At 72.6% G+C, this 11,872-nt stretch carries 11 protein-coding genes and 1 pseudogene; 7 read left to right on the top strand and 5 right to left on the bottom strand.

Annotated features, from left to right (window positions below; genetic code table 11):
• Window positions 1-160 precede the first annotated feature (160 nt).
• Together OV079_RS21425 and OV079_RS21420 are read left to right on the top strand one after the other, a co-directional pair.
• Window positions 161-562: a hypothetical protein gene (locus tag OV079_RS21425; protein WP_267770718.1), complete on the top strand. Its 402-nt coding sequence runs from the start codon at window positions 161-163 to the stop codon at window positions 560-562.
• Between the two features lie 11 nt (window positions 563-573).
• The gene (locus tag OV079_RS21420; protein ID WP_267770717.1) at window positions 574-957 is read left to right on the top strand and encodes a hypothetical protein; all 384 of its coding nucleotides are present in this window, start codon (window positions 574-576) and stop codon (window positions 955-957) included.
• Between the two features lie 33 nt (window positions 958-990).
• Here OV079_RS21420 and OV079_RS54265 read toward each other — a convergent pair whose 3' ends face one another.
• The 3 genes and pseudogenes from OV079_RS54265 to OV079_RS21410 all read right to left on the bottom strand — a co-directional run bounded on the left by OV079_RS54265 (window position 991) and on the right by OV079_RS21410 (window position 4,288).
• Window positions 991-1,869, bottom strand: a complete 879-nt coding sequence (locus OV079_RS54265; protein ID WP_276603604.1) for an ethanolamine ammonia-lyase light chain EutC — start codon at window positions 1,867-1,869, stop codon at window positions 991-993.
• 3 nt (window positions 1,870-1,872) lie between these two features.
• A pseudogene (gene eutB, locus OV079_RS54260) lies at window positions 1,873-3,203 on the bottom strand (ethanolamine ammonia-lyase subunit EutB); the annotation flags it as partial.
• Between the two features lie 440 nt (window positions 3,204-3,643).
• Window positions 3,644-4,288 carry a winged helix-turn-helix transcriptional regulator gene (locus tag OV079_RS21410; RefSeq protein ID WP_267770716.1) on the bottom strand — a complete coding sequence of 215 codons (645 nt, stop codon included), beginning with the start codon at window positions 4,286-4,288 and terminating at the stop codon, window positions 3,644-3,646.
• Between the two features lie 73 nt (window positions 4,289-4,361).
• On the opposite strand from OV079_RS21410, the gene OV079_RS21405 reads away from it, so the two are divergent.
• Window positions 4,362-5,093 carry a hypothetical protein gene (locus OV079_RS21405; protein ID WP_267770715.1) on the top strand — a complete coding sequence of 244 codons (732 nt, stop codon included), beginning with the start codon at window positions 4,362-4,364 and terminating at the stop codon, window positions 5,091-5,093.
• Window positions 5,094-5,122: 29 nt separating this feature from the next.
• On the top strand, window positions 5,123-5,926 hold the full coding sequence (locus tag OV079_RS21400) for a crotonase/enoyl-CoA hydratase family protein (RefSeq protein WP_267770714.1): 804 nt from the start codon (window positions 5,123-5,125) through the stop codon (window positions 5,924-5,926).
• 257 nt (window positions 5,927-6,183) lie between these two features.
• Here OV079_RS21400 and OV079_RS21395 read toward each other — a convergent pair whose 3' ends face one another.
• Complete coding sequence (locus OV079_RS21395; RefSeq protein ID WP_267770713.1) at window positions 6,184-6,831, bottom strand: SAM-dependent methyltransferase; 648 nt, start codon at window positions 6,829-6,831, stop codon at window positions 6,184-6,186.
• Window positions 6,832-6,988: 157 nt separating this feature from the next.
• On the opposite strand from OV079_RS21395, the gene OV079_RS21390 reads away from it, so the two are divergent.
• The 3 genes from OV079_RS21390 (at window position 6,989) to OV079_RS21380 (ending at window position 9,763) form a co-directional block, all read left to right on the top strand.
• Complete coding sequence (locus OV079_RS21390; protein ID WP_267770712.1) at window positions 6,989-7,312, top strand: hypothetical protein; 324 nt, start codon at window positions 6,989-6,991, stop codon at window positions 7,310-7,312.
• Complete coding sequence (locus OV079_RS21385) at window positions 7,300-8,433, top strand: pyridoxal phosphate-dependent decarboxylase family protein (RefSeq protein ID WP_267770711.1); 1,134 nt, start codon at window positions 7,300-7,302, stop codon at window positions 8,431-8,433. Before OV079_RS21390 ends, OV079_RS21385 begins: the two co-directional genes overlap by 13 nt.
• 304 nt (window positions 8,434-8,737) lie before the next feature.
• Window positions 8,738-9,763 carry an adenosine deaminase gene (locus OV079_RS21380; protein ID WP_267770710.1) on the top strand — a complete coding sequence of 342 codons (1,026 nt, stop codon included), beginning with the start codon at window positions 8,738-8,740 and terminating at the stop codon, window positions 9,761-9,763.
• A gap of 63 nt (window positions 9,764-9,826) precedes the next feature.
• On the opposite strand, the gene OV079_RS21375 is transcribed toward OV079_RS21380, so the two are convergent.
• Window positions 9,827-11,839 (bottom strand): vWA domain-containing protein, encoded by a 2,013-nt coding sequence (locus tag OV079_RS21375; RefSeq protein ID WP_267770708.1) that lies wholly within the window; start codon window positions 11,837-11,839, stop codon window positions 9,827-9,829.
• Between the last annotated feature and the right edge of the window lie 33 nt (window positions 11,840-11,872).

Raw genomic sequence — 11,872 nt, 5'->3', positions numbered from 1 at the left:
CGATGGTGATCATGTCTTGATGGACATGTCTTGAGGGGCATGCGCGCGCGGGGGCGAGCTTCGCCGGCGCGCGGGGGCGAGACGGTCCCGTCGAACGCGGATCGAACAACGTATGCGGGCGCGTGGGCGGTCGTTGCCTGACGGTCCGCGGCGGGTTAGCGTGGGCGTGATGGATGATGCCGACGAGCCGGCCGGGGTGGCGCGCGTCGAGTTCGACGAGGCCGAGGAGCGCGGGCTGGTACGACTGGCCGGGGCCATGGGGCTGGTCGGGCTGCTGCAGGTGCTTTTGGGCGGGATCGGCGTGGTGCTCGCGTTGCTGGTGCTGGTCATGGCCCGGCATCCGCTCGAGCTCGTGATCGTCTCGGTGCTCGGGCTTGTCTACGTCGGGCTGCCGGTGTGGCAGGGGATGCTGCTGCGCGAGGCGGGCGAGGCGATCGGCAAGGTCGCGGGCTCCGACGAAGACGATCAGGAGTACCTCGCGTCGGCCTTCCGCCGCCTGCGCGTGGTATTCGTCGTCGAGCTGGTTTTGGCGCTGTGGCCGCTGGTACGGAAGCTGCTGTGACGGAGGCGGTTATGAGCGAGGCGCGAACGATCCCCTTCACGGCCGGCCAGCGGGCGACGATCCGCAGCTGCGGCCTCCTGATGCTGCCGATCGGCCTCATCGAGCTGTGGAGCGGCGTGGACGCGCTCATCGATCTACTGCCGATGCTGGCGTTGGTGCTGGTGTGGCCGTTGGTCGGCGCGGCCGTGTACGCCGCCGTCCAGGCCGCGCTCGGCCTCGGCTTGCTGGTCGGCGGGGTCGTGTTCTTCCAGGTCGCGCGCGCCGGCACGGTCGCCGCGCTGGTCCGCGGGCTGCGGGCGCTGTGCTTGGTGTTCGTCATCAAGGCGGTGTTGCTGCTGCTCGTGACCGCGTCGATGCTGTTCGTGATGCTCGGGATACCCCTGCTCGGCCTTTGATGGCCGAGAGGACATGTCCTGAACGTCATGGGCTCAAGGACATGTTTTGGGGAGCATGTCCTGAAGGATGGCGACCGCCTCGCGCGCGGCCCCCTCGGGCGGGTAGGCGGTGTCGGCGACGCCGGAGATCACGCGGGTGATGTGGTGATCGATGGCCCGCGGGGCGGCCCAGGCGGCGCCGTCGGCCGCGGTGAGGTAGACCGAGAAGGCGTGGTGCATGGTGCCGGGGCGCTCGCCGATGACGTGGATCAGGCGGCGCGGCCCGGGCTGGTCGGCGAACAGGGCGGCGCCCACGGCGTAGCCGGCGCGGACGCGGCCGCCCGCGAGCACGAACACGTCGGGCGCGAGGGCGAGGCCGGCGGCGCGCAGCTCGGGGACGAGGACGTCGAGGAAGGGGAACAGGTGGTGATCGTCCATCACCGCGTGGGCGTTGAGGCCGTCGGACACGACCAGGACGACGTCGAAGCGGCCGGCGTAGCTGTCCTTCAGGCCAGATAGCTCGGCGAGCGCGGCGGGGCTCAGCGCCTCGCCGGTGGGCGGGTGGAGGATGTACTCGTCGCGGTCGCCGGCGCGGGTGCGGAGGCGGCGGGCGCCGGGGATCCTGGCCACGAACTCGGGCCGCCACTCGGCGCGCAGGCTCTCCTTGGCGTCGGCGCACTGCGAGCGGACCTCGGCCTCGAGGGCAGGCGGGAGGTCCCACGGGCGATCGCCGTGGCCCTCGCCGATCGCCACGCCGCGGGCCCGCACGGCCGCCAGCGCGGCCCGGCCCTCGCCGGCGACGAGGTCGAGCGGGCGCACGTCGCCGCGGGCGCGGCACCACTGCGCGTAGACCCACACCGGATCGCCGAAGCGCGCGGTCGGCCGCCCGCGCTCGTCGACCACGCCGAGGCGCTCGCGGAAGAACGCCCACATGCGATCGTCGACGCGGGTGCCGAACCGCTCGCGCAGGCGCACGTGGTCCTGGAAGGCGGTGGTGAGGTAGCCGAGCATCGGGTCGTTCTTGGTCGGCAGGGCCATGAGGTAGCCCGGGCAGGCCGGGGCGATCCGCTCGAGGCACCAGTCGAGGTCGTCGAGGCCGATGTCCATGTGCAGGGTGGCGCAAACGTCGAGGCCGATCATCAGGCCGTGCAGCTTGGCCATGGCGATGTCCTCGAGGCAGCAGCGCACCAGCTGCTCGCGGGTGCGGAACACCTCGGGGCCGATGAAGCCGGCGACGTCGTTGACGTGGACCCACGGCGTGGGGTCGAGGCCGAGGCGTCGGCGAGCGTCGGCGATGTCGGCCTTGAGCAGGCGCGCGAGGCCGTACTTGCGGGCCTCGTGGACGACCATGTCGACGCCGCGGCCGTGGCCGTTGGTGAAGTCGGCGCCCTGACCTGTCTCGAAGTACAGGCCCCAGCGACCGGTGCGGCCGCGGGCGTGGCGGCGCAGATCGGCCAGGTCGAGGCCGAAGGTGGCGTTGGCGGCGTCGGAGCCGGCGATGCTCTGGAACCAGATCCCGGTGGTGCCGGGCGCGAGCCGCTCGACCTCGGCCTGGACGTCGATGTGGGCGAGGACGCAGTGCGGGAGGGTGTCCTGCAGGCCGAAGCCGAGGAGGATGTCCCAAAGGGCAGCCTCGACGGCGGCCACGGAGCGCGGGTCGGAGGACACGGGGTTGGTGCCGAGGACGACGTCGCCGACGGCGTACGACCAGCCGGCCAGCACCTGCCAGCGGATGTCGTCGGGGTGGTCGGTCGGGCTGTTCGGCTGGATCCGCGCCCCCAGGTAGCCGCGCGCGCCGAGCCGGCTGCCGGGCAGCGGGTGGAACAGGCGCGAACCGAGGGTCACGAGCTCGGCGTCGCTCATGATCTTGACCAGGCAGGCGACGACGTCGCTGGCGAGGCCCGGGAGGAGCTGGGACACCTCGGCCTCGTCGGCGGTCAGGACGAAATTCTGAGCTGTCCGAGGGACCAGGTGGCGACGTGGGCCGCGGCGCGCGGGTCGAGGGTCTCCTCGAGGGCGTCGTACAGTGCATCGCGGAACAGCGGGGCGGCGGCGAGGCGGCCGACCGGAGTGTTGGCGAGGAGCCGACGCGCGGCTGTCCGCGAGGCCAGGTCGGCGGCGGCGAGGCCGAGCGCGGCGTCACCCTCCTTGAACTCGGAGGCGGCCCCGATCACGGCGCCGCGCCGCGCCGCGTCGCCGCCGGTGCGCGCGAGGTAGGCGAACAGGTCGTCGTCGGGCTGGGCGTCGTGGACTCGGACGGCCGGCATGATTCATCAGAGACGATACCTCGCGGGGCCGGAGGGGCGAACCGGGCCGGGTTCGTCGAGGAACGCGCCGGCGAGGGCAGGGAGGGGCGGTTCTGCGCGGGAGGCGCGGGGTGCTCGCCGACGCGCCGGCGGGCGCGGCCGCGAGGCTGCGGGCGGGCGAGGCGCGGGTCGGCGGTGCGCGCGGAATGTGTCCGAAAGGACATGTTTTTGTGAGCTGCGGGCGAGGGCGGGGCGGCGATCGAGCTGGCCAGGCGCGGGGTGCCGGCGATCACGCGGTGTGTCCGAGAGGACAGGTCATTGCGGACTTCGGGGCGCCGGCGCGGGCGCAGCGGCCGGGTCGGCCCGAGGGCTCCGCCGCACATGTCCGAAGGGACAGTCGTAGCGGCTCGGAACCGGGGGTGTGTGGAGCGCTGTGTCCGAAAGGCCAGGTCGATGGCACTTCACGGGCGCAGGCCGAACGCGCGGGCCAGGTCGGTCAGCGCCTGCGCCGGGCCCTCGCGGGTGAGCGCGCCCTCGAGGACCTGTGCGCGGGCGGAAGCGCCGTGCACGATCCACGCGCCGAAGCTGCGCAGCGGGCCGGCCAGCACCAGCTCGGGCGCAGGCGGGGCTCCGTCGACCAACTCGGCCGCGGGGCCGCCGGTGCGGACGGTGAAGGACAGGTCGTCGACGCGGAGCTGCGCGCACAGCGGGCGCTCGCTGCCGAGGTAGCGGCGCTTGAGCGAGACCATGGCCCAGCGCGGATCGGTGCGGTCGTCGGGCGCGGGGGCGCCCAGCCAGCGGGCGCCGAAGCGGCCGAGCGCGAACACGACGGGCTCGAGCTCGCGCCCGAGGGGGGTCAGCTCGTAGAGCGTAGTCGCGTGCGGGGGCGGCAGGCGCCGCTGCGCGACGAGCCCGTGGGCCAGCATCTCCTTCAGGCGGCGCGACAGCAGGTTCGGGGTCAGGCCGGGCAGGGCGGCCAGCAGGTCGCCGAAGCGGCGGCCGCCGAGCAGCAGATCGCGCACCAGGAGCAGGGTCCAGCGCTCGCCGACGATGTCGAGCGCTCGGGACACCCCGCAGAACTGGTGATAGCCGCGACGCTCGGTCACAGGTATCATTGTGCATACTACGATTTTGATAGCAAGTGCTTTACTTAGCGATACCCTCTCCCAGGAGCTGCCAGTGCCCGTCCCGCCGATGATCATGCCCTCCGCGGCCAGCACCGCCGCCTTCGTCGTCATCGTCGCCGCCGTCGTCGGCATGCTGGTCCTCGCCACCGCGCGGGCGGGGCGGCGGCTGGGCGAGCCCGCGGCGCAGGTGCGGCGCTGGACGATCGGGACCGCCGCGGGGGCGCTCGGGTGGCTGGCGCTCACCGGGCTCGTGTCGTGGTCCGGGGTGCTCGCGGCCGACACCATGCCGCCGCGGGCGCTGTTCTTCTTCGCCGGGTCGCTGGCGGTCGCGGTGGCGTTCGCGGCGACGCGGCCCGGGGCGCGGCTCGCGGCCGGGGTGCCGATCGCCGCGCTGGTCGGTTTTCACGCGTTCCGCCTGCCCCTCGAGCTGGTGCTGCACAGCTGGTACCGCCAGGGGACCTTGCCGATCCAGATGACCTACGAGGCCTGCAACCTCGACATCCTCACCGGCATCGCGGCGGTGAGCGCCGGGCTGTGGCTGTGGCGGCGCGGGCCGTCGCGGCCGCTCGTGTGGGCCTTCAACCTGCTCGGCACCGCCTTGCTCGTCAACGTGGCCACCATCGCGGTGCTGTCGTCGCCGGTGCCGTTCCGCTACTTCACGAAGGAGCCGGCGGTGCTGCTCGCGTTCCACTTCCCTTACGGGTGGATCGTCCCGTTCTGCGTCGGGGCCGCCCTCGCGGGCCACGTGATCGTGTTCCGCTGGCTCGCGCGCCCGTCCGCGTGAGGCCGCGAGGATCGGTTACACTCGCGCGCATGAGCGAGAGCCCGCCGCGCGTGATCGTCTCCGTCGACGCCGGAGTCGCCGAAGTCCGCCTCAACCGCCCCGACAAGCGCAACGGCCTCGACCTGCCGATGTTCGAGGCGCTGGTCGCCGCCGGTCGCCAGGTCGCCGCCGATTCGACGGTGCGCGCGGTCGTGCTGCACGGCGAGGGCAAGGCGTTCTGCGCCGGCCTCGACTGGGGGGCCTTTCTGGCGGCGCCGGAGATCGGGCAGAAGCTGCTCGCGCGAGACACGAGCTCGCCCGCCAACCTGGCCCAGCTGGCGTGCTGGATCTGGTCCGAGGTGCCCGTGCCGGTGATCGCCGCGATCCACGGCGCCGCGGTCGGCGGCGGCCTCCAGCTCGCGCTCGCCTGCGACCTGCGGATCGCCGCGCCCGACGCCCAGCTCGCGGTGATGGAGCTGCGCTACGGCCTCATCCCCGACATGAGCATCTCGAAGACGCTGCTGCGCCTGGTCCGGCCGGACATCGCCCGCGAGCTGATCTACACCGCCCGCACAGTGACCGGCGAGGAGGCGGCGCGCCTCGGCCTCGTCACCCGCGTGGAGGCGGATCCGCTGAGCGCCGCGCGCGAGCTGGCGCGCACGATCGCGGGGCAGTCGCCGCAGGCGATCCGCGCGGCCAAGGCGCTGTGCAACGAGGCGCCCGAGCTCGACACCGCGGCGGCGTTCCGCCGCGAGACGGAGCTGCAGCTGCCCCTGCTCGGCAGCGAGAACCAGCTGGAGGCGGTCCAGGCCGTGCTCGGCCGGCGCGCGCCGGTGTTCCGCGATCCCGAGTGAGCGCGGCTGGTTCCAAGGACAGGTCACCGCGGCTGCAGGTCGGCGCTCGACCGGCACGGCACTGCAGGGCTGTCCCGAGGGACATGTGGCCGCGACGTCCGTCGATGGCTCGCAACGGTCCGCGCGGCGAGCGGGAAGCACGGGCGGCGGCGGCCAGGGCGGCGAAGGCTGGACAAGTCGGCGCGCGACTGCGCGTCGGCAGCGGTTCGACGTGGTGAATCGGACATGTCTTATAAAAACATGTCGATCGAGGCATGTCAGATCGAGGGCTTCGCGGCGGGCTCGGGCTCGAGCTCGAAGGTGCGGGCGGCCTCGGCCCGCTTGCGGTTGCGCTCGATGCCGACGGCGTCGAAGCCACGGGCGTTGGCGACCGCGAGGATCGTGCCGAGGCCGCAGAAGGGGACGACGATGCGGGTGGTGGCGGGCGACAGGCGGCGCACGGCGGTGACGGCCGCCTCGGCGGCGCGCGTGCCGATGCTGTGGCTCCACGGCATGGCGCCGAGGTCGGGCAGGACGTCGGGCGTCGGGTGATCGGCGTCGTCGCGGGCGCGGCGAGAGAACGCGAGGATGTGCGAGTAGCCGGGGCGGCCGTGGATGAGGCTGCCGGGCGGGCGCCGGCACACGATCTTGTGGAAGAGGAGCGGGACGTCGAGCTCGTCGGCGACGCGCAGCACGAGGCCGGCCTTCGACACCCAGCGGCCCTCGATCTTGTTGTCGGTCTGGATGAAGACGGCCAGGCCGTCGGGGGGCGCGGCGAGCAGGACCGCCCGCGCCGCCCCGAGGAAGAACTCGCGCCAGCGCTCGAGGCTGACCCCGAGCTCGCTGACGTCCGGCATGGTGGCGATCACGGAGCTGTCCTGGAGGTCAGGTCGCTCCGCGAGCCAGGCGACGGCGTCGCCGTGCACCACTTCGCGCCGCGGGGGTGGTCGGACACCGGCGAAGGATAGAGGAAGATGGCGCGGCCTGGGCGCTTCGTGCGGGTCGGAGGCGGCGGATTCGGGCGAGGGCGGCTCGTGCGCCGCGCGGCTGGTGTTTTCGCGGCGCTTGGCGTACGCCGGTGGCGTGTCCGCGACGCCGCCGCCCGCCTCTCCCACGCCCGAGCTCGAACCCGACGCGGCGGCGATGCGGGCCCTGGTGGCGGCGGCGATGGAGCGGATCGCCGCGCACATCGAGGCGCTGCCGGCGATGCCCGCCTGCGACGTCGAGGACGGCGCGGGGCTGGCCCGCTCGCTGCGCGAGGCGCTGCCGGACCGCGGGAGTCCTTCGAACATGTCCTCGAGGTTCTGTTCGATCGGGCAGTCCCGTGCAGCTTCAACACCGCGGGTCCCGGCTACCTGGCCTACGTCCCCGGCGGCGGGCTGTTCCTGGCGGCGGTGGCCGACCTGATCGCCGACGCCACCAATCGCTACGTCGGGGTGTGGCAGGCGGCGCCGGGGCTGGTGCAGCTCGAGACCAACGCGGTCCGCTGGCTGGCGGAGATCGTCGGGCTGCCGGCCGGGAGCGGCGGGTTTTTGACCACGGGCGGGTCGCTGGCGACGTTCTCGGCGGTGGTCACCGCCCGCAGCGAGCGCCTCGGCGAGCGCTTCGAGGACGGCGTGATCTACACCTCGGCGCAGGCGCACCACTCGGTCCAGCGGGCGGCGCGGCTGGCCGGGTTTCGCCGCGATCAGGTGCGCGAGATCGGGGTGGACGATCGCTTCCGCGTCGACGTCGCGGCGATGGCCGCGGCGATCGCAGGCGATCGGGCCCGCGGCTCGCGGCCGTGCCTCGTGGTCGGGCACGCGGGCACCACCAACACCGGGGCGGTCGACGACCTGGCGGCGCTGGCCGATCTGGCGGCGCGCGAGGGTCTGTGGCTGCACGTCGACGCGGCGTACGGCGGGTTCTTCTGCCTCACCGCGCGCGGGCGGGCGGCGCTGGCGGGCATCGAGCGCGCCGACTCGGTCACGCTGGATCCGCACAAGGGCATGTTCCTGCCCTATGGGACAGGTTGCCTCCTGGCCCGCGACCCGGCGGCGCTGCGGCGGGCCCACGGCTCGCCGGCCGAGTACTTGCCGCCGATGCAGGAGGACCCCGACTTCGTCGACTACTGCGAGCTGTCGCCCGAGCTGTCGCGCGACTTTCGCGGCTTGCGGGTGTGGTTGCCGCTCAAGCTGCTCGGGGCGCGGGTGTTCGCGCGGGCGCTCGACGAGAAGCTGGACCTGGCGCAGGTGTGCGCGGCGGCGCTGCGCGAGCTACCGGGGGTCGAACTGGTGGCCGCGCCGCAGCTGTCGCTGCTGGCGTTCCGCCACGTGCCCGCGGGCGCGGCTGATGGGCCCGAGCTCGACGCGCACAACCGGCGGTGGCTCGCGGCGATCAATCGGCGCGGTCGGGTGTACTTGACCGGCACCGTGGTGCGCGGCGGCTTCGTCCTGCGCATCTGCGTGCTGTCGTTCCGCACCCACCGCGACCGCATCGACGCCGCGCTCGCGGACATCCGGGCGGGACTTGCGGAGGTCGGAGGATGAGGGCGGGCCCGGCGCGTTCGCGCGGACTCCGCAGTGCAGCGCGATCCCCTGGGCGAGCGAACCACGCCGCTCCCCGGGGTATCGCCGGGCCGGCGGCGGAACGGGGTTCGACGGGGCGGACCGGGCTCCGTGCGAGGGGCCCCGGAGGCTCGAATTCAAGCTGCGGTGCGGGCAGGCGCGCGAGGAACTTGCGCCGCCACCGGCACCTGCTGTGACATCCCAGTACAGAGTTTGACTGCGCGTGCCCTGCGGGGCACCTAACTCCACAACGCCCCGGCAGGGGCTGAAAAGGTCCGAGCCCCCGATGACCCAGGCCGATCGTCTCGAGACATTCATCCGCGGCATCCCCAAGGCCGAGCTCCACGTGCACATCGAAGGCACCCTGGAGCCGGAATTGATGTTCTCGCTGGCCCGCCGGAACGGCATCGCCTTGCCCTGGATGGGGGTCGACGAGCTACGCAAGGCGTACGACTTCCACAACCTCCAGAGCTTCCTCGACATCTATTACAAGGGCGCCGACGTGCTGCAGCACGTCCAGGACTTCTACGACCTGACCTGGGCGTACTTCGAGCGGGCGGCGCGCGACAACGTGCGCCACGTCGAGCTGTTCTTCGACCCGCAGACGCACACGCGCCGCGACGTGCCGTTCGAGACGGTGATGACGGGGATCCACGGGGCTCAGGTGGACGCCGAGAAGCGGCTCGGGATCACGTCGAAGCTGATCCTCTGCTTCTTGCGCCACCTGTCCGAAGAGTCAGCCATCGAGGCGCTCCACCAGGCGGTGCCGTTCCGCCCGTGGATCGGCGGCGTCGGGCTCGACTCGTCGGAGTCGGGCAACCCGCCGAGCAAGTTCAAGGAGGTGTTCGCCGAGGCCCGCGAGGCGCAGTTCCCGGTGGTCGCCCACGCCGGCGAGGAGGGCCCGCCGGACTACATCCGCGAGGCGCTCGACGTGCTCGGGGCCCAGCGCATCGACCACGGCGTGCGCTGCCTCGAGGACGACGCGCTGGTCGAGCGGCTGGCGCGCGAGCGGGTGCCGCTGACGGTGTGCCCGCTGTCGAACATCAAGCTGCGGGTGTTCCCGCACCTGGCCCAGCACAACCTGAAGCAGCTGATCGATCGCGGCCTGGTGGTCACCATCAATCCCGACGACCCGGCCTACTTCGGCGGCTACATCGGCGACAACTACGCCGCGTGCGCGCGCGAGCTCGGGCTGACGCGCGACCAGGTGATCGCGCTGGCCAAGAACAGCTTCACCGCCAGCTTCCTCGGGGCCGAGGACAAGCAGCGGCACGTCGCCGCGGTCGACGCCTACGCGGCGGCCAACCCGTGAGCGCGACCTCGGGACATGCCCCGAAGGGCCTGTCCCGAGGTTCCTGTCCTGGAGGACCTGTCCTCAAGGCAGGGCGCTGCGGCTGTGGACGGTCTCGCGGGTCATCAGCTTGCGGGCCTTGTCGACGAGCTCGACGAACTCGCGGCGGTGACCCTCGGGGTCGGGCAGCTCGGCCGACTGGGCCCACCAGCGGGCCGCGGCGAGGTCGAACTTCTCGAGGCTGGGCGAGCCGCGCAGCTTGAGGCCGAAGGCGGCGACGGCGGCGGCGAGGCGCATCTGCGGCGAGGCCTCGTCCCAGTCCGTGCCGGCCTCTGTCACGGGGGCCTCGAACTTGGTGCTCTTGTCGCCCTCCGGCTGCTTGTAGCGGACCTTGACCGTCAGCAGCTCGGCGTCGGCGGGGCCGGCGGGGCGCTGGTACTTGAGGTTGTCGACCGCGGCCCCGGGCACGGGCCGACCGGCGGGCACGACCTCGTAGAGGGCGGTGACGCTGTCGCCCGCGCCGAGCTCGCCGGCGTCCTTCTTGTCGTCGTTGAATTGCTCGGCGGTCAACGTGCGGTTCTCGTAGCCGAGCAGGCGATAGCCGGCGACCCGGTTGGGGTTCCACTCGACCTGCAGCTTGACGTCCTTGGCGACGGTGACGAGCGTGCCGCTGGCCTCGGCCACCAGCACCTTGCGCGCCTCCTTCTCGGAGTCGAGGTAGGCGTAGTTGCCGTTGCCGTGGTCGGCGATCTGCTCCATCGTCTGGTCGTTGTAGTTGCCGCGGCCGACGCCGAGCACCGTCAAGAACACGCCCGTCTGCCGCTCCTTCTCGATCAGCTTGATCAGGTCGTCGTGGTCGGTGAGGCCGACGTTGAAGTCGCCGTCGGTGGCCAGCAAGATCCGGTTGATGCCGCCCTTGACGAAGTGCTTGTGCGCCTCGGCGTAGGCGAGGACGATGCCGGCGCCGCCGTTGGTCCCGCCGCCGGCGCCGAGGCGATCGATGGCGCGCAGGATCGTCTGCTTGTCGCTGCCGGGCGTGGTCGGCAGGGCGACGCGGGTGTCGCCGGCGTAGGTGACGAGGGAGATCCGGTCCTCCGGCCGCAGCTGCTCGGCGAGCAGCGACAGGCCCTTCTTGACCAGGCCGAGCTTGTCGTCGTCGCTCATCGAGCCCGAGGTGTCGACCAGGAACACGAGGTTGCGCGCCGGCACGCTGTCGGTCTCGATCCGCTTGGCCTGCAGGTGCACGCGCACGAGCTGGTGGCCCTTCTTCCACGGGCACGGCGCGACCTCGGCGCCCACGCCCAGCGGATGCTCGCCCTCGGGCGACGGGTAGGCGTAGTCGAAGTAGTTGATCATCTCCTCGACGCGCACCGCGTCCGCGGGGGGCAACCAGTTGTCGCCGAGGAACCGGCGGACGTTGCTGTAGCTGGCGGTGTCGACGTCGATCGAGAAGGTCGACAGCGGCACGGCGTGGGTCAGCGTCCACGCGGCCTCCTTCACCTTGGCGTAGCGGTCGCCGCCCGGGCCGCCGGCGCTGTCGTGGCCGAGGCCGCCCCACACGTCGCCGTCGTCGTTGCCCACCGCATAGGCGGCGCCGTAGGGGCTGCCGATCGTGCCCTCGCCGGTGCCGCCGCCGCCGCGGCCGGTGCCGACGAGGCCGAGGCCGCCGACGCCGTAGGACTCGCCGATCTCGGTGCCCGTGAGGCCGGCGAAGCCGGTGGCCATCTGCGGGATGGCGTCCTTCGGGCCCTTCATCGCGTAGAGGCCCGACTTGCTCTTCGAGGTGGGCTTGCCCATCTTGCCCTCCTCGCCCTTGTGCCGCTGGCCGGTGCCGGCGGCCCATTCATCGCTGTTCTCGAGGTCCTCGGGCGGGGCTTCCTCTTCGATCGCGTCGGGCTTGGCGATCGCGCGGAGGAACCGGTTGGACGCGTAGCCGCCCTCGCTCACGATCTCGTCGATGGTCGGATCGGGCGTACAGGCGGGCAGGAGGGCGCCGAGGAGGGTCACCGCGGCGGGCAGCAGGCGCGCGAGGCGGGCGCGCTGCGGAGACACGAAGTAGTGCGGGACGACGGGACGGACGGGCGAGGTGCGATGCATGACGGCTCTCCGAAATCGACGGGGGCCGAGACA

The sequence above is a fragment of the Nannocystis pusilla genome (assembly GCF_026626665.1).
GTDB classification, from domain to species: Bacteria; Myxococcota_A; Polyangia; order Nannocystales; family Nannocystaceae; genus Nannocystis; species Nannocystis pusilla.
The sequence above is the reverse complement of the archived record's forward strand: the minus strand, read 5'-3'. Positions and strand labels throughout refer to the sequence as shown.

Excerpts from the sequence above, each read along its gene's own strand:
- OV079_RS54265 (WP_276603604.1), bottom strand. The coding sequence starts at position 1,869 with ATGTGGGCGTTCTTCCGCGAGCGCCTCGGCGTGGTCGACGAGCGCGGG.
- OV079_RS21375 (WP_267770708.1), bottom strand. The coding sequence starts at position 11,839 with ATGCATCGCACCTCGCCCGTCCGTCCCGTCGTCCCGCACTACTTCGTG.
- OV079_RS21380 (WP_267770710.1), top strand. The coding sequence starts at position 8,738 with ATGACCCAGGCCGATCGTCTCGAGACATTCATCCGCGGCATCCCCAAG.
- OV079_RS21400 (WP_267770714.1), top strand. The coding sequence starts at position 5,123 with ATGAGCGAGAGCCCGCCGCGCGTGATCGTCTCCGTCGACGCCGGAGTC.
- OV079_RS21420 (WP_267770717.1), top strand. The coding sequence starts at position 574 with ATGAGCGAGGCGCGAACGATCCCCTTCACGGCCGGCCAGCGGGCGACG.